Raw genomic sequence first — 20,034 nt, 5'->3', positions numbered from 1 at the left:
GATTCATGGCGTGGCGGATGCCGGATCGGCCGTACTGGCCGGGATCGGGCTGGAACGGTAATCGGCGCGGCGCTTGAGCTGATACTCACGCACCGCTCGATTGTGCGCATCAAGATCGTCGGAGAATACATGGCTGCCATCGCCACGGGCGACAAAATACAGGCTCTTGCCAGCCACGGGATGCAGCGCCGCATGGATCGCCTCACGCCCGACCAAAGCAATCGGCGTTGGCGGCATGCCGGCAATCACGTAGGTGTTGTAGGGGGTCGGCTCGCGCAGATGGGCGCGGGTCAGCTTGCCGGTGTAGCGCTCGCCCAGGCCGTAGATCACCGTCGGGTCAGTCTGCAACTGCATGCCGATCCGCAGACGGCGGACGAACACCCCGGCGATCTGCCCGCGCTCCTGCGGCACGCCGGTTTCCTTTTCGATCATCGAGGCCATGATCAAGGCCTGATAGGGCTCGCGATAAGGCAGATTCTCCGCACGCTTGGGCCACTCCTCGGCGAGCACTTCATCCAGGCGGGCATAGGCCTGCTTGAGCAAATCCAGATCGCTCATGCCGCGAACAAAGCGGTAGGTATCCGGAAAAAAACGCCCTTCGGGATAAACCCCGGGCTGACCGAGGCGCACCATCAGCTGCGTATCGCTCAGCCCGGCAAGGGTCTGCTCGAGCTTGGGCTGGCGCGCCAATGCGGCACGTACCTGGCGGAAATTCCAACCTTCGACCAGGGTCAGGCTGTACTGCAGCACCTCCGCGCGCTGCCACAAGCCGAGCAGGTCACGCGCCCGCAGCCCTTGCGTCAGTTGATACTCGCCACTGTGCAACGGTTGCCCTGCCGAGTTGAATCGCCAGTAGAGCCGCAACCAGAAGGCACCCCTCAACACCCCCTCGTCTTCCAGGCGATTGAGCACGCCGCCCGGGGTGGCGCCGGCAGGCACATCCAACACGTACCCCTGCGGCACATTCAGCGGCTGCTCAAGGGCCGTGTGCTGCCGCCAGGCGGCGAACACCAGCAACAGACCGGCCAGCAGCAGCCCGCCTTGCAGTAGCAGTAATAATTTGCGTATCACGAATCAGCAGTCCAATAGCGCGCGGGCAATGTTCTGCAGTTTACGGGTGAGCGGGCCAACGGGCCAGTCGCGCCCTTGCAGCGCCCGTACCGGCCACACGCCATACAAGCTGTTGCAGAGGAAGACTTCATCGGCCGCGAGCAACTCGGCCACTTCGATATCGCGGATTGCCACGGGTAGCGCCAGGCGCTCGGCCTGGGCCAGCAACTCGGCGCGCATCACCCCGGCAACCCCCGAACGCGACAGATCAGGCGTGAGCAACACACCATCTTTGACCAGAAACAGGTTGCTGTACACGCCCTCGATCACGCGTCCGGAAACATCCAGCATCAAACCTTCGGCATGTTCGACATCCTGCCACTCGGCGCGCGCCAACACCTGCTCCAGACGATTGAGGTGCTTGAGCCCGGCGAGCAGCGGTTGCTCGGCCAAGCGGGTCGCACAGGGGAACAGGCGTACGCCCTGCTCCGCGTTGAGCGCCGGATAAGCCGGAGCGGGACTGCCCTGGAGAATACGTCGAGCGCTCGCCGAGGGCGGCAACGCATAGCCACGCACACCATCGCCGCGCGTGAGGATCAGCTTGACGACCCCCTCCCCGAGCGCCGCAGAAAATGCCAGCAGCTCAGTGCGGATCAGGCCTTCATCGCCAGCGATACCCAGACGCCGACAGCCCTCGGCCAAGCGCGCCAGATGGCGCTCGAGCAGCTGGGGCCGACCGTACCTGACGCCGATGGTTTCGAACAACCCATCGCCGTAAGCCAGGCCGCGATCCTTGACCGGCAAGGTATCGACCCGGCGCCCATCGACCCAGCTCGACATCAGCCGACGAACCGGCGGAACACCAGCGAACCGTTGGTACCGCCAAACCCGAAGGAGTTGGACACCACCACATCGATGGGCATGCTCCTGGCCTCGTGCGGCACGAAGTCCAGGTCACAGCCCTCGTCCGGCTCATCCAGGTTGATGGTCGGCGGCGCCACCTGGTCGCGAATCGCCAGCACGCTGAAGATCGCCTCCACCGCACCGGCAGCGCCCAGCAAGTGGCCGGTCATCGACTTGGTCGAACTGATCGCCAGGTCGTAGGCATGCCCGGCGAATACCGATTTGATCGCCGCCGCCTCGGCCTTGTCGCCAGTCGGCGTCGATGTGCCGTGGGCATTGATGTACTGCACCTGCTCGGGATTCAGGCTGGCATCGCGCAGCGCATTGCGAATGCAGCGCGCAGCACCGGCGCCATCTTCCGGCGGCGAAGTCATGTGGTAGGCATCACCGCTCATGCCGAAACCGATCAACTCGGCATAGATGGTCGCGCCACGCGCCTTGGCATGCTCCAACTCTTCGAGCACCAAGGCCCCCGCACCGTCGGACAAGACGAAACCGTCACGGCCCTTATCCCACGGGCGACTGGCACCGCTCGGATCGTCATTGCGCGTGGACAGTGCACGGGCCGCGGCAAAACCGCCGATACCCAGGCCGCAGGCCGCCATTTCGGCACCGCCCGCCACCATCACATCCGCTTCACCGAAAGCGATATTGCGCGCCGCCATGCCAATGCAGTGGGTGCCCGTGGTGCAGGCTGTGGCAATTGCATAGTTCGGCCCCTGCAGACCCAGGTGGATCGACAGAAAACCGGAAATCATGTTGATGATCGAGCCCGGCACGAAGAACGGCGAAATCCGCCGCGGCCCCTGCTCATGCAACGACTTGCAGTTGTTCTCGATATTGGTCAGACCGCCGATACCCGAGCCCATGGCCACGCCAATACGCTCACGGTTGGCATCCGTGACCTCCAAGCCGGAATCACGCACGGCCTGGAAGCTGGCCGCCAGACCATACTGAATAAACAGGTCGATCTTGCGTGCATCCTTGGCCGACAAATACTCCTCGACATTGAAGTTCTTTACCGAGCCACCAAAGCGGGTGGTGTAGGCGGAAAGATCCATATGCTCGATGAGGCCGATACCACTACGACCGGCCAGAATACCCTGCCAACTGCTCGGAACATCGGTACCCAGGGGCGACAACATGCCCATACCGGTGACCACGACGCGTCTACGCGACACAGCAATCTCCTCTTGTTCGGTTTTACAACGCATGGCCTGCGCTTAAAGAAAAACCGCACGCCTTTTGGGCAGTGCGGCTTTTCCAGGTCGGGAATCGACGATTACGGGTTATTACGCGTGCGCAGTAACGTAATCGATAGCTTCCTGAACGGTGGTGATTTTTTCGGCTTGCTCGTCCGGGATTTCGGTCTCGAATTCCTCTTCCAGAGCCATCACCAGCTCAACGGTGTCAAGAGAGTCGGCACCCAGGTCTTCGACGAAAGAAGCGCTGTTGGTTACTTCTTCTTCTTTGACGCCAAGTTGCTCAGCAACGATTTTCTTGACGCGTTCTTCGATGGTGCTCATACCTTGTTTTCACTCCTAATGAACAAATCCAGGCAGCTGGTCTGTGGGTAAGTGTATAGAAAGGGTTTTCCGCATTTCAAGCTCAATGCCGAGGACCTTCTCAATCACTCCAACGATCTGTCTATAAACCAGTTGCAGCTTTATAACGGATTTTAGACAGCACGTATGACAGTTTTCTGAAGGTTCCCGTCACATTCAGCTCATATACATTCCGCCGTTCACCGGAATAGTAGCCCCGGTAACGTAGGCTGCGCCATCGGAAGCCAGGAAAGAGACCACTTTGGCGATCTCTTCGGCCTGACCCAGACGACCCAGCGGAATCTGCGCCTGCAGCGCTTCGCGCTGTGCCTGCGGCAGTTCGCGAGTCATATCGGTATCGATAAAGCCCGGCGCCACCGCGTTGACGGTAATGGCCCGCGAGCCGACTTCACGCGCCAGAGCACGGCTAAAACCTTCGAGCCCGGCTTTGGCTGCAGCATAGTTTACCTGCCCGGCGTTGCCCATGGCGCCAACTACCGAACCAATATTGATAATCCGTCCCCAGCGCGCCTTGGTCATGCCACGCAGCACGGCTTTGGATAGACGGTACAGGCTGTTGAGGTTGGTGTTGATCACATCATGCCATTCGTCGTCTTTCATCCGCAGCATCAGATTATCGCGGGTGATGCCAGCATTGTTGACCAGGATCAAGGGCTGACCGAGGTGCTGTTGGATGTGTTCGAGGGTCGTGGCCACCGACTCATCATTGCTGACATCGAGCACCAGACCGGCACCTTCGATGCCATGTTCCTTCAGGGTTTCCGCGATACGCTCGGCACCGGAGGCCGAGGTGGCCGTACCGATCACCACAGCGCCTTGGCGCCCCAGTTCCAGAGCGATAGCCTGGCCAATACCGCGGCTGGCGCCGGTGACCAATGCAATTTTACCTTGCAGGCTCATGAAAAACTCTCCTAAGTCAGGCCAGCGCCGCACGCGTGGCGGCGAAAGCATCCGGTGTATCCAGGTTGTAGGTATTGATGCCTTTTACGCAACGCTTGTTCAAGCCCGAGAGTACTTTTCCTGGACCACACTCGGCCAAGCCAGTCACGCCAAGCTCGGAAAGCCGAACCATCGACTCCACCCAGCGCACCGGGTTGTACAACTGCGCCAGCAGATCGCGCTTGAGGGCGTCGAGATCGGCCACCACGGCCGCACTGACGTTCTGCACCAGCGGAATCTGCGGTGCCTGCCAGGCGATTGCGGATACGGCCTCAGCAAAGCGCTCAGCCGCCGGGCGCATCAAGTCGCAATGCGACGGCACGCTGACCGGCAGCGCCATCGCCCGCTTGGCGCCACGCGCCTTGCAGGCCCCGATAGCGCGCTCGACCGCGGCAACGGCTCCGGCGATCACGACCTGGCCGGGCGCATTGAAGTTCACCGCACTGACCACTTCACCTTGCGCGGCCTCGGCACAGGCAGCCAGGACATCAGCATCCTCCAAACCGAGAATCGCGGCCATGCCGCCCTGCCCGGCCGGTACGGCCTGCTGCATCAACTGGCCGCGACGCTCCACCAGCTTCACCGCGTCGACAAAGCTCAGGCTACCGGCCGCCACCAGCGCCGAATACTCGCCAAGGCTGTGACCGGCAACGAAGGTCGGACGCACACCCGATTCAGCCAACCACAAACGCCACAAGGCAATGGACGCCGCAAGAATGGCCGGCTGGGTTTTGTCGGTCTGGTTGAGGTTTTCTTCCGGTCCCTGTTGAGTCAAGGCCCAGAGGTCGTAACCGAGCGCTTCGGAAGCTTCGGCGAAGGTATCCAGAATCAGCTTCTGCTGCGCGCCATGCTCAGCAAGCATGCCCAAGGATTGCGAACCTTGGCCTGGGAAGACGAATGCGAGGGATGCAGACATTTAAACGGTCCCTAATGGTCTTAGCGTCGGGAAGATTGCGCCTGGCCTAGCCAAGCGCAACAAACTGACAATTGGATGACAGGCCGCCAAGTGCGGTCACATTCGGCGCGCCACGCACTACAGCAACAGGTGCTCGAGACGCCCATGCAGACGCTGCGGCAAGTCCTCGCGAACCTCAGTCAAGGCGCGGCGAATGGCGCTCTGGAAACCCTCGGGGCCGGCGGCGCCATGGCTTTTCACCACAATGCCCTGTAAACCGAGAAAGCTCGCACCGTTGTGTCGCGCCGGCGCCAGATCGCCCTGCAAGCGACGCAACAGCGGCAAGGCCAGCGAACCCACCAGACGCGCCCCCAGGTTTTGTCTGAACAAGGCCTCCATGCGCGCAGAAATCATGGCCGCCAGGCCTTCGCTGGATTTCAACAGGATGTTGCCGACAAAACCGTCGCACACCACCACATCGGCTTCGCCGCGGTAGAGACCGTCGCCCTCGATATAACCGATGTAATTCAGCGCCTGGGCCTGCTGCAGCAAACTGGCCGCCAGTTTGACCTGCTGATTACCCTTGATGTCTTCAGTGCCCACGTTCAACAGCGCTATGCGCGGGCGATCAATGCCAAGGGCCTCGGCCGCAACCGAACCCATCACGGCGAACTGATAAAGATGTTCGGCGCTGCAATCGACATTGGCACCCAGATCGAGCAAATGGCAATGCCCACGCTCGGTCGGAATAGCCGTGACCATTGCCGGCCGATCGATGCCAGGCAGGGTTTTCAGCACATAGCGCGAAAGCGCCATCAGCGCGCCGGTATTACCAGCACTGACACAGGCCTGCGCCCGACTATCGCGCACCAGGCCAAGCGCCACGCGCATGGAGGAGTCCGGCTTGCCACGCAAAGCCTGGGCGGGACGCTCGTCCATGCCGATCACTTCGCTGGCCTGCTCAAGCTGCAGACGTGCGCGATCGACACCGGGGTGGCGTGCAATCAATTCATTCAGAAAGGAGGTTTGGCCGACGAGGACCAGGTGCAACGAGGGGAATTCGGCCAAGCAGGCAATGCAGGCCGGAACAATGCTGTGGGGACCGAAGTCCCCACCCATTGCGTCAATCGCGATGATCGGAGCGGACAAGGATTACTCGTCAGCGCCCTTGTCGATCACTTTGCGACCACGGTATACACCTTCCGGAGATACGTGGTGACGCAGGTGAACTTCACCGGTGCTCTTCTCAACGGACAGAGTGCTAGCCTCGAGTGCGTCGTGCGAACGGCGCATGTCGCGAGCGGAGCGGGATTTTTTGTTCTGCTGAACAGCCATAATTAATAACTCCTAAACGTTTGGGTCACGCTTTAACTGTGCCAATACACTGAACGGGTTGGACCGCGATACCTCGTCCTCGCTCGGCTCAGGCTCTTCAAGGCCCGCCGGCTGCTGGCAATCTTCAGGATCATGAGCTGGAACAATGGGCAAGGCGAGCAACAACTCCTCCTCGACCAACGCCAGCAGATCCAATGGATCCTCACCCAATTCCAGCACGTCATAGCCTTGCGGCACAGACTGGGTATTCGCACCTTCTTTCACCACGGCGTAACTGCATTCGCTGTGGATCGGCAGAGCGACCAGTTCCAGACAACGCTGGCAAATCATCTTGACCTCAACGTCGATCGAGCTGTGAATCACCACAGCTTTGCGCTCATCGCGTTCGAAAAAAAACTTCGCACGGACGACACCGACATTATCGGCAAGCGGATCGCAGAGTCGCTGCAAATCAGCCAGCGGCAGCTCACCCTGGAGGGTGGCACCACGATCAGCTAGCTTGCGCGGATCAACGTGAGGAGGAATCGGGCCATTCAACATAGGCGCAGCATTCTAGGGATGCACCCCGCCCCTGTCAAAGGAAATTCAGCCTGTGCGCCAACTGGCTCGCTGGTTAGAATCCCCGAACATATCCAAGGAAATCATCATGCTGCCTCTGGTGCTCGCATCCAGCTCCCCCTATCGCCGCGAATTGCTCGCGCGCCTGCGCCTACCCTTCACCTGGAGCGCGCCCGCCATCGACGAAAGCCACCAGCCCCACGAGCTGGCATCCGACCTGGTACGACGCCTGGCCGAAAAGAAAGCCCGCGCCCTCGCCCAGAGCCACAGCCAGCACCTGATCATCGGCTCCGACCAGGTCGCCGTACTCAACGGGCAGATTCTCGGCAAACCCCACGACCTCGCCCGCGCGCAGGCGCAACTCGAAGGCGCCAGCGGCAGCAGCGTCACCTTCCTGACCGGCCTGGCCCTGCTGAACACCGCCAGCGGCAGCTGCCAGGTCGATTGCGTACCCTTCACCGTGCACTTCCGCGAACTCGATAGCGCACGCATCAGGCGCTACCTGGAGGCAGAACAACCCTTCGACTGCGCCGGCAGCTTCAAGGCCGAAGGCCTGGGCGTCAGCCTGTTCCGCGCCACCGAAGGCGGCGACGCCACCAGCCTGGTGGGCCTGCCGCTCATTCGCCTGGTGGACATGCTGCTGCGCGAAGGTGTCGAGATCCCCTGAATACTTGCAGATGAAAGAAACCGACGACTAAAAAGCCCGGCACTTGCCGGGCTTTTGCGTTGCAGCGAAGCAGACCTAGCGTAATGCCGGCCCCTGAAACCCCGCCCAAATGGCAATGTGCTCGGCAACGCTGGCGCCAAGCTTCTTCGCAAAGCGATCGAACGGCGTTTCCTGCACGGTGTAATCGACCAGCTCTTTCTCGCCGATCACATCGCGCGCCACCGAACTGGTATTACCCAGCGCATCGATCAAGCCCAGCTTCAGCGCCTGCTCGCCCGACCAGATCAGACCGGAGAACAGCTCTGGATGCTCGGCATCCTTCAAGCGCTCGCCACGACCCTGCTTGACGCTGGCGATGAATTGGCGATGAGTGGTGTCCAGCACGCTCTGCCAAAAACGCGTCTCTTCATCCTTTGGCGGCTGGAACGGATCGAGGAACGCCTTGTGCTCGCCCGAGGTATAGACCCGACGATCCACACCCAGCTTCTCCATCACGCCGACGAAACCAAAGCTGGCCGCCGTCACACCAATGGAACCGACCAGACTGGCCTTGTCCGCATAAATGGCATCGGCCGCACTGGCGATGTAATAAGCACCCGAAGCGCCGAGATCGGTAATCACGGCATACAGCTTGATGTCCGCATGCTCGGCCCGCAGCCGACGGATTTCATCGTAGATATAGCCAGACTGCACCGGACTGCCGCCCGGGCTGTTGATCCGCAGAATCACGCCCTTGGTTTTCGGATCCTCGAACGCCGCCCGCAGGCTGCCGACGATATTGTCCGCACTGGCGGACTCCTGATCGGCAATCATCCCGCGCACTTCGATCAGCGCCGTATGGTTGGCACTGCGCGCCGCGCTCTTGGACAGGTTCAGCGCCGGAGAAAACAACGCGATCGCGCCAAACAAGTAGATAAAAGTCAGCGCCTTGAAGAAAATTCCCCAACGCCGCGCACGACGCTGTTCCTGCACACCGGCGAGCAGGGTCTTCTCCAACAGCTTCCAGCTCTTGTCGTCACCGTTACCAGCAGCCGACGCCTTCCATTCATCCGACATATTCACTCACCCCAGGTAATGGCTCACTCACGCGCAACTCAAGCCAGGCGCGCAACTCGGTAAAATGTTCAATCGCCAATCGCGGCCCATAGGCACGTAACATATCCAGTGGCTGCGCACCGTAACCGACCGCAACCGAGTCGATGCCAGCCCGGCGCGCCATTTCCAGATCGAATGACGAATCACCGACCATCAACGCCCGCTCCGGCGCAACCTGACAATGCGCAAGAATCTCCTGCAGCATCAATGGATCGGGCTTGCTCGCGGTTTCGTCGGCACAACGGGTGACATCGAAATAATCCAACCAACCCTGCCCCGCCAACACTCGCTGCAAGCCGTGCCGACCTTTTCCGGTCGCCACTGCCAAGCGATAGCCCGCAGCCCGGAACTGCGCCAGCGACTCAGCCACACCCGCGAACAGTGCCGACGGCTCAGTTTCCAACGCCAGGTAATGATCACTGTATAGCCGGCAGAAGCGTTCGACCTGCACAGGCTCAACGAGTTCTGGGTAGAGCGTGCCAACAGCTTCGGGCAGGCCGAGACCGATAATGCCCTTGATCGGCTCATCATCCAGCACCGGCAGCTCGCATTCCGCCGCCGCCGAGCGCATGGCCGCGACAATGCGCCCAATGGAATCGACCAGCGTGCCATCCCAATCGAAGATCAGCAGCTGATAATCAGGCACTCAGCCGCTCCAGCGTCTTGAGCCACATCTCATCGACCGGCGCCTCAAGCTTCAACACCCCACCCTCAGGCAAGGGCACGGTCAACTCATAAGCATGCAGAAACAGGCGCTTGCCGCCCAGCTCGCGAATCTCGCGGGAGAAGTCATCGTCGCCATACTTGGCATCACCGGCAATGCAGTGCCCGGCATGCTTGGTATGCACACGGATCTGGTGGGTGCGCCCGGTAACCGGCTTGGCCTCGACCAAGGTAGCGAACTCGCCGAAGCGGCGCAGCACGCGAAACAGTGTCATGGCCTCCTTACCTTCCTCGCTGACCTCGACCATGCGCTCGCCCGAACGCAGGTTGCTCTTCTGCAACGGCGCCCGCACCTGCTTCTTGGCCGTCGCCCAATGCCCGCGCACCAACGCCATATAACGCTTGTCCACGCCATCCTTGCGCAAGGCTTCGTGCAGATGACGGAGCATGCTGCGCTTCTTGGCGATCATCAGCAGGCCCGAAGTGTCGCGATCCAGGCGATGCACCAACTCAAGGTCCTTGCAATCGGGGCGCAACTGGCGAAAGGCCTCGATCACCCCATAATTCAGGCCGCTGCCACCATGCACGGCAATCCCGGCCGGCTTATTGAGGACGATCAACGCCTTGTCTTCATACACGATTGCCGCCTCAAGGCGTGCGAGCAACCCCTGCGCCAAAGGAGCAGGCTCATCGCGCTCAGCCAGACGCAAAGGTGGAACACGGACGATATCCCCCGCCTGCAACTTGTACTCAGGTTTGATCCGACCTTTATTCACACGCACTTCGCCTTTACGCAAAATCCGGTAAATCAAGGTCTTGGGCACACCTTTGAGACGAGTGCGAAGGAAGTTATCGATTCGTTGGCCGGCAAGTTCCGGTTCAACCTCGAGCAGCTGGACGCCGGAGGTCGGAGAGGCAGGTTCTGTCATCCCCCAATCATAACAATTTTTTATTGAATTGAAGCACTTAATCATTGCTGCTATAGTCCCGAGCGCCGCCAAAAGCGGCCCGGTTTGCGGATGATCGCTAAAACTGCCATCCCCAACCGATTGCAACGTCATTCAGGACGTAAGGCCGTCCGACGGGACTTTCGCCGCAAAAGGCCGCGAATAACTCGGAAATAAAGCCTTGAGCCATGACGCGTCATCTGCCACTGGGGCGATGACGGTAAATGCCAACCCGCTGCAGATTCTGCGAGCGGCACCCGATTTTCAGCGATACGTGTAGGGTGGAGATGCACAACCGTCGGACTGCGTAGCTTTATTGAAGACGCTTTATCTCGTCCGCTACCGATGGTTGATTCCTCCTCCTGACTGAGTGCTTCTGTCACCACAGCAAGCAGGAGACGTCCGTCGCGACCCCGGCCCTATTGGCCGACGTCGCTAGACATTGGAACGACTTACAACCGTTTCTGACGCGCACCTGACACCGACCCTGAGAGTCGTGTGTGCCGAACGCCGTTTCCGGCAGCCCGGAAACCGACGGTACTACATGAAAAGAATGCTGATTAACGCAACTCAACCCGAAGAGCTGCGTGTCGCCCTGGTAGATGGCCAAAAACTCTACGACCTGGATATCGAATCGGGTGCTCGCGAGCAGAAGAAGGCCAACATCTATAAAGGCCGCATCACTCGCATCGAACCCAGCCTCGAAGCCGCTTTTGTCGATTTCGGCTCCGAGCGCCACGGCTTCCTGCCCCTCAAAGAAATCTCCCGCGAATATTTCAAGAAAGCCCCTGAAGGCCGCGTCAACATCAAAGATGTGTTGAGCGAAGGTCAGGAAGTGATCGTGCAGGTCGAAAAAGAAGAACGTGGCAACAAGGGCGCAGCCCTGACCACCTTCATCAGCCTGGCCGGTCGTTACCTGGTGCTGATGCCGAACAACCCGCGCGCCGGCGGCATCTCCCGCCGTATCGAAGGCGAAGAGCGCAACGAACTGCGCGAAGCCTTGAACGGCCTGGTCGCCCCTAGCGACATGGGCCTGATCGTGCGCACTGCCGGCCTGGGCCGCAGCAGCGAAGAAATGCAGTGGGACCTCGATTACCTGCTGCAACTCTGGACCGCCATCAAGGAAGCGTCCCTCGACCGTTCCGCACCGTTCCTGATCTACCAGGAAAGCAACGTCATCATCCGCGCCATCCGCGACTACCTGCGCCAGGACATCGGCGAAGTATTGGTCGACAGCGTCGAAGCCCAGGAAGAAGCCCTGAGCTTCATCCGCCAGGTGATGCCGCAGTACGCCAGCAAGATCAAGCTGTATGAAGACAGCGTGCCGCTGTTCAACCGCTTCCAGATCGAAAGCCAGATCGAAACCGCCTTCCAGCGCGAAGTGAAACTGCCATCCGGCGGCTCCATCGTGATCGACCCAACCGAAGCCCTGGTGTCCATCGACATCAACTCGGCACGCGCGACCAAAGGCAGCGACATCGAAGAAACCGCGCTGCAGACCAACCTGGAAGCGGCCGAAGAAATCGCCCGCCAGCTGCGCCTGCGTGATATCGGCGGCCTGATCGTGATCGACTTCATCGACATGACGCCGGCCAAGAACCAGCGCGCCGTGGAAGAGAAAGTCCGCGAAAGCCTGGAAGCCGACCGTGCCCGCGTCCAGGTCGGGCGCATCTCGCGTTTCGGCCTGCTGGAAATGTCCCGTCAGCGTCTGCGCCCTTCCCTGGCTGAAGGCAGCGGCATCGTCTGCCCACGCTGCAACGGTCAAGGCATCATCCGTGACGTCGAATCGCTGTCGCTGGCCATCCTGCGCCTGATCGAAGAAGAAGCCCTGAAAGACCGCACCGCCGAAGTGCGCGCCCAGGTGCCGATCCCGGTCGCCGCTTTCCTGCTCAACGAGAAACGCAATTCGATCACCAAGATCGAACTGCGTACCCGTGCGCGCATCGTGATTCTGCCGAACGACCACCTGGAAACCCCGCACTTCGAAGTGCAGCGCATCCGTGACGACAGCCCGGAAGCCCAGACCTCGCAGTCCAGCTACGAGATGGCCGCTGCCGAAGTCGAAGAAGTTCAACCGGTCAGCGCCACCCGCACCCTGGTTCGCCAGGAAGCGGCGCTCAAGGCTGCCCCGCAGCGCCTGGCGCCGACGCCAACTGCCGAGACCGCCGAGCCACAGCGGGCCGCCGAGCCGAGCCTGTTCAAAGGCCTGGTGAAATCGCTGGTCAGCTTGTTCGCTGGCAAGGAAGAAGAAAAACCGGCTGCCGTCGAGAAGAAGCCCGCCACCGAGCGCCCAGCGCGCAGTGACGAGCGTCGTAACGGTCGCCAGCAGAACCGCAGCCGCGGTGGCCGCCGCGACGAAGAGCGCAAGCCGCGCGAAGAGCGTGCGCCACGCGAAGAGCGTGCAGCTCGCGAACCGCGTGAAGAACGTGCACCGCGCGAAGAGCGCGCACCGCGTGAACCGCGCGAGGTTCGTGAACCCCGCGAGCCGCGTGAAGCCCGTGAAGAGACTCAGGCACCCCGTGAAGAACGCGCACCACGCGCCCCTCGCGAAGAGCGCAAGCCGCGCGAACCGCGTGAAGAGCGCAAACCGCGTGAAGAGCGTCAGCCGCGCGAACTGCGTGAGCCACTGGACGCCCAAGGCCAGGAAGCCCCGACCGAGGAGCGCGTCGAGCGCAAACCGCGTGAAGAGCGCCAGCCCCGCGCCCCGCGTGAAGAGCGTCAACCGCGCGTAGCCGCTGAGCCCGCTGCGAGCGAAGAAGAACTGTTGCCGAACGAAGAGCAACTGCAGGACGACGAGCAAGACGGCGCCGAAGGCGATCGTCCACGCCGCCGCTCCCGTGGCCAGCGTCGTCGCAGCAACCGTCGTGAACGTCAGCGTGATGCCAACGGCAACCTCATCGAAGGCAGCGAAGAAAGTGCTGAAGCCGAGGAAGGCAACACCGGCGCAGCAGTAGCCGCTACGGCTATCGCCGGCAGCCTGGCAGGCGAAACAGTTGAAGTAGCCAGCACAGCCAGCGAAAGTGCCAACGAGCCGGTCGCGGCCGTTGAAGCCATTGAAGCCCGCGCGGAAGTTGAAGCAACAGCACCGACCGAAACCTTCGAGACCCCCGCTGCCGTAGCCCAGGAGCAAGAAGCTGCTCCTGCCGCTCCTGTCGCGCACATCCCGGCTGAACCGGTTGTCGAGGTTGCGGAACCTGTCGCAGTCGTAGCCGAAGCGGCGCCTGCCGTCGTCGAAGCCCTTGCAGCAGAACCGACGACTCCCGCGGCCGAAGTCACGCAAGTGGCGGAAGTCGTTGAAGTGACCGCCGAGGTTGCAAGCGCACCGGTCAGCACCAGCGGCCGCGCACCGAACGACCCACGTGAAGTGCGCCGTCGTCAGCGCGAAGCTGAACGCCTGGCCAAGGAAGCCGAACACGCCTCCGAAGCCGTCGTGCAAGCCGTGGTTGCCGCCGACCCCATCTCGGTCGCCGTGCATGCCGCCGCCGGTGTCGAGCAGGAAGTCGAGTCCGCTCAGCCAGCCGCTGAAGAAGCCGTCGAAGACAGCCGTGAAACAGAGCAGCACGCGGTAACGCCGGAAGAAACTGAAAACGAGCCCAAACCACTCGTGTAACGTTTCCACCAGCAATAAAAAGGGGATGCCACGGCATCCCCTTTTTATTGCCTGCCGATTAACTGCGCCTTGGCCAGCTTGATGGCGCGCTACGACATCAGCGAAAACCTCTGCGCCTCGCTCAATGTGAACAACCTGCTCGACAAGGAGTACCTCTCGGCGACCTGCCACAGTGGCACCTATGGCGCACCACGCAATCTGATGACAACCTCAAGTACACGCACCGATCACCCGCAGGCTGCCGGTTCGCGCAATGCGCGCCGACAGCCTGCAACTCCCCGCCGTCGCTGCATGCCACCTACTGTCACTGTCGCTACTCAGCGGGATCGCCGAGCAGGTAGAATGCGTGCCGTCGTCCATCCCGGCCACCATGGGTTCCCTAACCCCATCCAGCAAAAAGGTAATGCCATGTCTCTTATCTCCCCGCAACGCCGGCGCATGGCGTTAGTGGCGCTGGTGGTTTTCCACATCCTGATCATCATCGCCAGCAACTACCTGGTGCAGCTGCCGATGACGCTGTTCGGCTGGCACACCACCTGGGGCGCCTTCAGCTTTCCGTTCATCTTCCTGGCCACCGACCTGACGGTGCGCCTGCTAGGCAAAGGCCCGGCGCGCCTGGTGATCGCCCGGGTGATGCTGCCCGCGTTGCTGGTGTCGTACATCGTGTCGGTGCTGTTCCAGGAAGCCAGCTTTCGTGGCCTGGGCTCATTGCTGGCGTTCAATGACTTCGTGCTGCGGATTTCCCTGGCCAGCTTTCTCGCCTATGCCTTCGGGCAGATTCTCGATATCCAGGTATTCGACCGCCTGCGCCGCCTGCCGCAATGGTGGATAGCGCCAAGCGTGTCGACCATTTTCGGCAACCTGCTGGACACCTTCGTGTTCTTCGCCGTGGCCTTCTGGCACAGCAGCAACCCGTTCATGGCCGAGCATTGGGTGGAGATTGCGACGGTGGACTACGGCGTCAAGCTGAGCATCAGCCTGCTGCTGTTCGTGCCGTTGTACGGCATGCTGCTGAATGCCATTTTGCGGCTGCTGGCGGGACGGCCGGCGCTGGCGAATTAACCTATCGACCGTTTTATGGGAGCGGCTTCAGCCGCGATAGGCTCCAGATCGATTCGTGGCTGAAGCCGCCCCCACAGGATCTGCCCCGCTGCTCCAGCGTCAAAGCACGTTCGGTTCGATTTCCAAGCTGACGCCGAAACGCGTCAACACATCCGCCTGAATCCGCTGCGCCAGTTCAAACAACTGCTGGCCGGTGGCGCCGCCATAGTTGACCAGCACCAGGGCCTGCAAACGATGCACGCCCGCATCGCCCTCACGGAAACCCTTCCACCCCGCGCGCTCAATCAGCCAGCCCGCCGCCAGTTTCACCTGGCCATCGGCCTGCGGATAAGCCACCAGATCAGCATGGTCACTACGCACACGCGCAGCCAAATCAGCTGACACCAGCGGGTTCTTGAAGAAACTGCCGGCATTGCCCAGCACCGCGGGGTCGGGCAGCTTCTCACTGCGGATGGCGCAGATCGCCTGGCTGACATCCATCGCGCTCGGCACGTCGATGCCCTGCTCCGCCAGGCGTTGGCGCACCGGGCCATAGTCCAGGTGCAAGTGGCTGGCGCGACTCAAAGCCAAGCGCACCCGCAGGATCAGCCAGCGCCCGGCTTCACGCTTGAACAGGCTATCGCGATAGGCGAACGCGCACTCGGCCAGGGAAAACTCGCGCAACGCTCCCGTCTGCCGATCCAGCGCCGTCAGGCCAACGAACAGATCTTTCAGCTCGACGCCATAGGCGCCGATATTCTGTACCGGCGCGGCACCGACAGTGCCGGGGATCAAGCTCAGGTTTTCCAACCCAGCCAACCCCTGCTGCAAGCTCCAGAGCACAAACGGATGCCAGGGCTCGCCGGCCTCGGCCTCGACGATCACCCGCTCGGCGTCCTCAGCGAGGATGCGGATGCCGCGGCTGGCCATGCGCAGCACCAGCGCCTCGACGTCGCGGGTCAGCAGCAGGTTGCTGCCGCCACCGATCACCAACAGTGGCAATTCGCGCTGGGCGGCCGCGAGCAACGCGGCGCGCACATCCTGTTCGTTGTATGCATCGGCGAACAGTTCGGCGCGCACATCCACACCGAACGTATTGAACGCCTTGAGAGACACCCACTCCTGCAGCTGCAGACTCATAGGCGCCCCCGCACTTCAGCGAGCAGCGCAGCGCTGGCCTGTTCGATCAAGTCCAGCACCTGATCGAAGCCGTCTTCGCCGCCGTAATAGGGGTCGGGCACGTCATCCATCGCCAAGGCGTAACGCCGCAGGAACAGATCCAGCTCGGCCCTGGCATTCGCCGGGCGCATGGCCTCGAGGTGCTGCAGGTTGCTTTGATCCATGGCCAGGATCAGGTCGAACGCCTGGAAGTCCATCGCGCTGACTTGCCGCCCGCGCAGTTGCGAAAGGTCATAGCCACGCAACTGCGCGACGCGGCGGGTACGGCTGTCCGCTGCTTTGCCGACGTGCCAGTCGCCGGTTCCGGCCGAGTCGACCTCGACCTGAGCGTCGAGCCCAGCCTCTTTCAGCTTGTGGCGGAACACACCTTCGGCAGTTGGCGAACGACAGATGTTACCCAGGCAAACGAACAGAACGCGCATCACGCCCCCAGCAGGCGCCGCACGCGCTCCAGGTCTTGTGGCGTGTCGACCCCGGTTGGCGGCGCTTCAAGCGCATCGGCGACATGGATACGCACACCATGCCAGAGCGCCCGCAGCTGTTCCAGGCACTCGGTGTCTTCCAGCCAGCACGGGCCCCAGGCGACGAAGTCATGCAGGAACTGCGCACGGTAGGCATAGATGCCGATATGCCGACGGTACGGCACATTCGCCGGCAACTGCTCGCGGCTGACGGCAAACGCATCACGCGCCCACGGCAACGGCGCACGGCTGAAGGTCAGCGCCAGACCGTTAAGGTCAGTCGCCACCTTCACCACATTGGGGTTGAACAACGCCGCGACGTCCTCGATCGGCTCGGCCAGGGTGGCGATCGCCGCCTCGGCATGGGCCGCCAGATTGGCCGCGACCTGGTCGATAAGCGTCGGTGGAATCAGCGGCTCGTCACCCTGCACATTAACCACAATCGCATCGCCGGCCAAACCGAGCTGGCTGGCCACTTCGGCCAGACGATCGGTGCCCGAATTGTGATCGACGCGGGTCAGCAACACCTCCGCGCCGAAGCCACGGCAGGCCTCGACGATGCGCGCGTCATCGGTGGCGATCAGCACCCGCTGGGCACTGCTTTTGCGCGCCTGTTCCCAGACGTGCTGGACCATGGGTTTGCCGGCGATATCCTGCAGCGGCTTGCCGGGCAGGCGGCTGGAGGCGAAGCGTGCGGGAATGACTACGGTAAAGGCGCTGCTCATTTACTTATCCAGACGCTCGTCGACATTCAGGCTGCGGGCTTCGTTTTCCAACATCACCGGAATCCCGTCACGCACGGGAAAAGCCAGGGCATCGGCTTTGCAGATCAGTTCGGTTTTATCCTCGGCCAGCTTCAGCGGGCCTTTGCACAGTGGGCAGGCGAGGATATCGAGTAGTTTCGGGTCCATGGGGAGAGTCCTTGAAAGCTGTTTGACTGCTTGAGACGGCCGGCGCCGCGCTCGAGAAGGTTAGCCATGGGCAGGTAGCAAGCGCGCCAGTTGCCCATCGAACCAGGCCAGGAACGCTGGCGTTGGCACGGCGTCAACGGCCAGGTACCACCAATCGGCGGCCGCGAAGGCCTGGCATTTCACCGCATCCTTTTCGGTCATCAACACCGGCAGCGATGGGCTGAACTTCAGCTGCTCGGCGCCAAACTGCGCATGATCGGCAAAGGCATGCGCAATCGGCCGCCAGTGTAACGCCTCGAGGGTGTTGAAGAAACGTTGCGGGTTGCCGATGCCGGCGACCGCGTGCAACGCCTGCCCGGATGGGAAATACGTGAGCGGGTGGCGCTCGCCGCTGCGCAGATTGACCAGTGCCGTCGGTTGCAGCGCAAAGCCATAGCCGCCTTCGGGATCGCTCGAAACGCCGTTGTACAGCAGGGCGTCGACGCTCTGCAGGCGTTCAAGCGGCTCGCGCAAAGGCCCGGCCGGCAAGCAGCGACCGTTGCCGAGACCACGCGCGGCATCGATCAGCACCAGTTCGAGATCGCGCGCCAGGCGGTAATGCTGCAGGCCATCGTCGCAGAGGATCAGGTCCAGCGGTTCGGCTTCGAGCAAGGCGCGCACCGCTTGCGAGCGGTCCGGGTCGATCACCAATGGCACGCCGCTGCGACGGACGATCAGCAAAGGCTCATCGCCCGCCTCGCTGGCGCTGTGCTGCGCCCTTACGCGCCAGGGCAACTGCGGCGGTGTTGCGCCATAGCCACGGCTGACCACGCCGACCTTGAGGCCACGGGCGCGGCAATGCTCGATCAGACAGAGAATCAACGGGGTTTTGCCGGTGCCACCGACGGTGATATTGCCGACCACCACGACCGGCACCGGCGCGCGGTAGATCGCACCTTCGCCAGCCAGGAAGCGGCGGCGCTTGCGTTGCACCACTGCGCGGTACAGCCATTCCAGCGGCCGCAGCAGGGTCAGCGCCGGGTGGCCGCGATACCAGGCAGAAATGAGGTGCTCGGAAATCGCCATTAACACCGGCTCGGCAAAGGAACCACCATCAGGGCGCCGCCGGCGCCTCAACGGTGGTGATCCGCAGATGGCTGAAGCCGAGCTTGCCAGCCGCATCCATCGCCGTGGTCACGGCCTGATGGGTACTTTTGCCATCGGCACTGATGGTCAGCGGCAAGCTGTTGTCGCCCTCGGACTCCTTCTGCAGAGCCGCCATCAGGGTGTTCAAGTCACTCTTCAACAGCGCCTGGCCATTGAGCGTATAGCTGCCGTCGACACTGATGGCCACCTCCAGCTGCTTCAGTTCGCTCGGTTGCGGCGGTGTGCCGCTTACGGCTTCGGGCAGTTCGATTTTCAGCTGGGTTGGCCGACTGAAACTGGTGGTCACCACAAAGAACAGCAGCAAGACGAAGATCACGTCGATCAACGATGTCAGGTTGAGAAAGACCTCATCGCGGGCCGCACCGCCCACTCTACGGCGGAATTTCACGGTTTGGCGTCCTCGACGAAATCGACTTCCCGATCGCCCTGCACCACTTCCACCAGCTTGATCGCCTCCTGCTCCATGGCGACCACTATCTCGTCGACCCGGCGCAGCAGGTAGCGGTGAAAGAACACTGCCGGAATGGCCACGATCAAGCCGGCCGCCGTAGTAACCAGCGCCTTGGCGATACCGCCAGCGAGTACCGGGGCATTGGCCATGCCGTTATCCATAAAACCGCTGAAAATCTCGATCATGCCGAATACCGTACCCAGCAGGCCCAGCAACGGCGCCATCGCGGCAATGGTGCCCAGGGCATTGAGGTAGCGCTCCAGCTCATGAATGACGCGGCCGGCCGACTCCTCGATGCACTCCTTCATGATCTCGCGACCGTGCTTGGAGTTGGCCAGGCCGGCGGCGAGGATCTGCCCCAGCGGCGAGTGCATACGCAACTCCTTGAGCTTTTCCTTGCTCAGTTGCTTGTCCTTGATCCAGCGCCAAACCTGCCCGAGCAGATGCGGCGGAGCGACCCGGCTGACGCGTAGCGTCCACAGGCGTTCCGCGGTGATGGCCATGGCGGCGATGGAACATAGAATAATCGGCAGCATCATCCAGCCGCCTGCTTTGACTAGCTCCCACACGGTATTGGTTCTCCTCGGAAAAGTGGCGCCACTCTAGCATAGGGTCGCA

Annotated in this window: 22 protein-coding genes; 3 read left to right on the top strand and 19 right to left on the bottom strand. The window is 61.8% G+C overall.

All coding sequences use genetic code 11. From position 1 onward, the window contains the following. Window positions 1-3 precede the first annotated feature (3 nt). The 9 genes from mltG to AC3IYG_RS07770 all read right to left on the bottom strand — a co-directional run bounded on the left by mltG (window position 4) and on the right by AC3IYG_RS07770 (window position 7,227). Entirely contained in the window at window positions 4-1,071 is a 1,068-nt protein-coding gene (gene mltG, locus AC3IYG_RS07810; protein ID WP_489313217.1) for an endolytic transglycosylase MltG, read from the bottom strand. A gap of 3 nt (window positions 1,072-1,074) precedes the next feature. Continuing rightward, a complete protein-coding gene (gene pabC / locus AC3IYG_RS07805) occupies window positions 1,075-1,890 on the bottom strand; it encodes an aminodeoxychorismate lyase (RefSeq protein ID WP_489313216.1) in 816 nt (271 codons plus the stop codon). Beyond that, window positions 1,890-3,134, bottom strand: coding sequence for a beta-ketoacyl-ACP synthase II (gene fabF / locus AC3IYG_RS07800; protein WP_489313215.1), 1,245 nt, complete (start codon window positions 3,132-3,134; stop codon window positions 1,890-1,892). The genes pabC and fabF overlap by 1 nt, the downstream gene beginning before the upstream one ends. Before the next feature lie 111 nt (window positions 3,135-3,245). Then, window positions 3,246-3,479, bottom strand: coding sequence for an acyl carrier protein (acpP, locus tag AC3IYG_RS07795; RefSeq protein ID WP_058066290.1), 234 nt, complete (start codon window positions 3,477-3,479; stop codon window positions 3,246-3,248). Between the two features lie 195 nt (window positions 3,480-3,674). Next, the gene (gene fabG / locus AC3IYG_RS07790) at window positions 3,675-4,418 is read right to left on the bottom strand and encodes a 3-oxoacyl-ACP reductase FabG (RefSeq protein ID WP_489313214.1); all 744 of its coding nucleotides are present in this window, start codon (window positions 4,416-4,418) and stop codon (window positions 3,675-3,677) included. 16 nt (window positions 4,419-4,434) lie between these two features. After that, window positions 4,435-5,373 carry an ACP S-malonyltransferase gene (gene fabD / locus AC3IYG_RS07785; protein ID WP_489313213.1) on the bottom strand — a complete coding sequence of 313 codons (939 nt, stop codon included), beginning with the start codon at window positions 5,371-5,373 and terminating at the stop codon, window positions 4,435-4,437. A gap of 117 nt (window positions 5,374-5,490) precedes the next feature. Further along, complete coding sequence (gene plsX, locus AC3IYG_RS07780) at window positions 5,491-6,501, bottom strand: phosphate acyltransferase PlsX (protein WP_489313212.1); 1,011 nt, start codon at window positions 6,499-6,501, stop codon at window positions 5,491-5,493. A gap of 3 nt (window positions 6,502-6,504) precedes the next feature. Beyond that, window positions 6,505-6,687, bottom strand: a complete 183-nt coding sequence (gene rpmF, locus AC3IYG_RS07775; RefSeq protein ID WP_003245185.1) for a 50S ribosomal protein L32 — start codon at window positions 6,685-6,687, stop codon at window positions 6,505-6,507. Between the two features lie 12 nt (window positions 6,688-6,699). Further along, the gene (locus AC3IYG_RS07770) at window positions 6,700-7,227 is read right to left on the bottom strand and encodes a YceD family protein (protein WP_489313211.1); all 528 of its coding nucleotides are present in this window, start codon (window positions 7,225-7,227) and stop codon (window positions 6,700-6,702) included. 106 nt (window positions 7,228-7,333) lie between these two features. On the opposite strand from AC3IYG_RS07770, the gene AC3IYG_RS07765 reads away from it, so the two are divergent. Then, window positions 7,334-7,912 carry a Maf family protein gene (locus AC3IYG_RS07765; RefSeq protein ID WP_489313210.1) on the top strand — a complete coding sequence of 193 codons (579 nt, stop codon included), beginning with the start codon at window positions 7,334-7,336 and terminating at the stop codon, window positions 7,910-7,912. 75 nt (window positions 7,913-7,987) lie between these two features. Here AC3IYG_RS07765 and AC3IYG_RS07760 read toward each other — a convergent pair whose 3' ends face one another. The 3 genes from AC3IYG_RS07760 to rluC are packed head-to-tail and all read right to left on the bottom strand — an operon-like array spanning window position 7,988 to window position 10,599. After that, window positions 7,988-8,968 carry a S49 family peptidase gene (locus tag AC3IYG_RS07760; protein ID WP_489313209.1) on the bottom strand — a complete coding sequence of 327 codons (981 nt, stop codon included), beginning with the start codon at window positions 8,966-8,968 and terminating at the stop codon, window positions 7,988-7,990. Then, window positions 8,958-9,653: an HAD-IA family hydrolase gene (locus AC3IYG_RS07755; protein ID WP_489313208.1), complete on the bottom strand. Its 696-nt coding sequence runs from the start codon at window positions 9,651-9,653 to the stop codon at window positions 8,958-8,960. The genes AC3IYG_RS07760 and AC3IYG_RS07755 overlap by 11 nt, the downstream gene beginning before the upstream one ends. Then, on the bottom strand, window positions 9,646-10,599 hold the full coding sequence (gene rluC / locus AC3IYG_RS07750) for a 23S rRNA pseudouridine(955/2504/2580) synthase RluC (RefSeq protein ID WP_489313207.1): 954 nt from the start codon (window positions 10,597-10,599) through the stop codon (window positions 9,646-9,648). Before rluC ends, AC3IYG_RS07755 begins: the two co-directional genes overlap by 8 nt. A 562-nt stretch (window positions 10,600-11,161) precedes the next feature. Here rluC and rne point away from each other — a divergent pair. Together rne and AC3IYG_RS07740 are read left to right on the top strand one after the other, a co-directional pair. After that, complete coding sequence (gene rne / locus AC3IYG_RS07745; RefSeq protein WP_489313206.1) at window positions 11,162-14,227, top strand: ribonuclease E; 3,066 nt, start codon at window positions 11,162-11,164, stop codon at window positions 14,225-14,227. A gap of 408 nt (window positions 14,228-14,635) precedes the next feature. Then, the gene (locus tag AC3IYG_RS07740) at window positions 14,636-15,289 is read left to right on the top strand and encodes a 7-cyano-7-deazaguanine/7-aminomethyl-7-deazaguanine transporter (protein WP_489313205.1); all 654 of its coding nucleotides are present in this window, start codon (window positions 14,636-14,638) and stop codon (window positions 15,287-15,289) included. Window positions 15,290-15,388: 99 nt separating this feature from the next. On the opposite strand, the gene murB is transcribed toward AC3IYG_RS07740, so the two are convergent. From murB to AC3IYG_RS07705, 7 genes are read right to left on the bottom strand one after another with little or no spacing between them, the layout of a single operon-like run. Then, window positions 15,389-16,408 carry a UDP-N-acetylmuramate dehydrogenase gene (gene murB, locus AC3IYG_RS07735; RefSeq protein ID WP_489313204.1) on the bottom strand — a complete coding sequence of 340 codons (1,020 nt, stop codon included), beginning with the start codon at window positions 16,406-16,408 and terminating at the stop codon, window positions 15,389-15,391. Further along, the gene (locus AC3IYG_RS07730; protein WP_489313203.1) at window positions 16,405-16,869 is read right to left on the bottom strand and encodes a low molecular weight protein-tyrosine-phosphatase; all 465 of its coding nucleotides are present in this window, start codon (window positions 16,867-16,869) and stop codon (window positions 16,405-16,407) included. Before AC3IYG_RS07730 ends, murB begins: the two co-directional genes overlap by 4 nt. Next, complete coding sequence (gene kdsB, locus AC3IYG_RS07725) at window positions 16,869-17,633, bottom strand: 3-deoxy-manno-octulosonate cytidylyltransferase (RefSeq protein ID WP_489313202.1); 765 nt, start codon at window positions 17,631-17,633, stop codon at window positions 16,869-16,871. Before kdsB ends, AC3IYG_RS07730 begins: the two co-directional genes overlap by 1 nt. Beyond that, window positions 17,634-17,819 (bottom strand): Trm112 family protein, encoded by a 186-nt coding sequence (locus AC3IYG_RS07720; protein WP_489313201.1) that lies wholly within the window; start codon window positions 17,817-17,819, stop codon window positions 17,634-17,636. 60 nt (window positions 17,820-17,879) lie between these two features. Continuing rightward, on the bottom strand, window positions 17,880-18,884 hold the full coding sequence (lpxK, locus tag AC3IYG_RS07715; RefSeq protein ID WP_489313200.1) for a tetraacyldisaccharide 4'-kinase: 1,005 nt from the start codon (window positions 18,882-18,884) through the stop codon (window positions 17,880-17,882). A 28-nt stretch (window positions 18,885-18,912) separates the two neighbouring features. Further along, window positions 18,913-19,353, bottom strand: a complete 441-nt coding sequence (locus AC3IYG_RS07710; protein ID WP_489313199.1) for an ExbD/TolR family protein — start codon at window positions 19,351-19,353, stop codon at window positions 18,913-18,915. Then, window positions 19,350-19,985 carry a MotA/TolQ/ExbB proton channel family protein gene (locus AC3IYG_RS07705; protein WP_489313198.1) on the bottom strand — a complete coding sequence of 212 codons (636 nt, stop codon included), beginning with the start codon at window positions 19,983-19,985 and terminating at the stop codon, window positions 19,350-19,352. Before AC3IYG_RS07705 ends, AC3IYG_RS07710 begins: the two co-directional genes overlap by 4 nt. Window positions 19,986-20,034 lie beyond the last annotated feature (49 nt).

The organism is Pseudomonas sp. KH_027, assembly GCF_057838565.1.
This window is presented reverse-complemented; position numbering and strand designations above follow the sequence as displayed.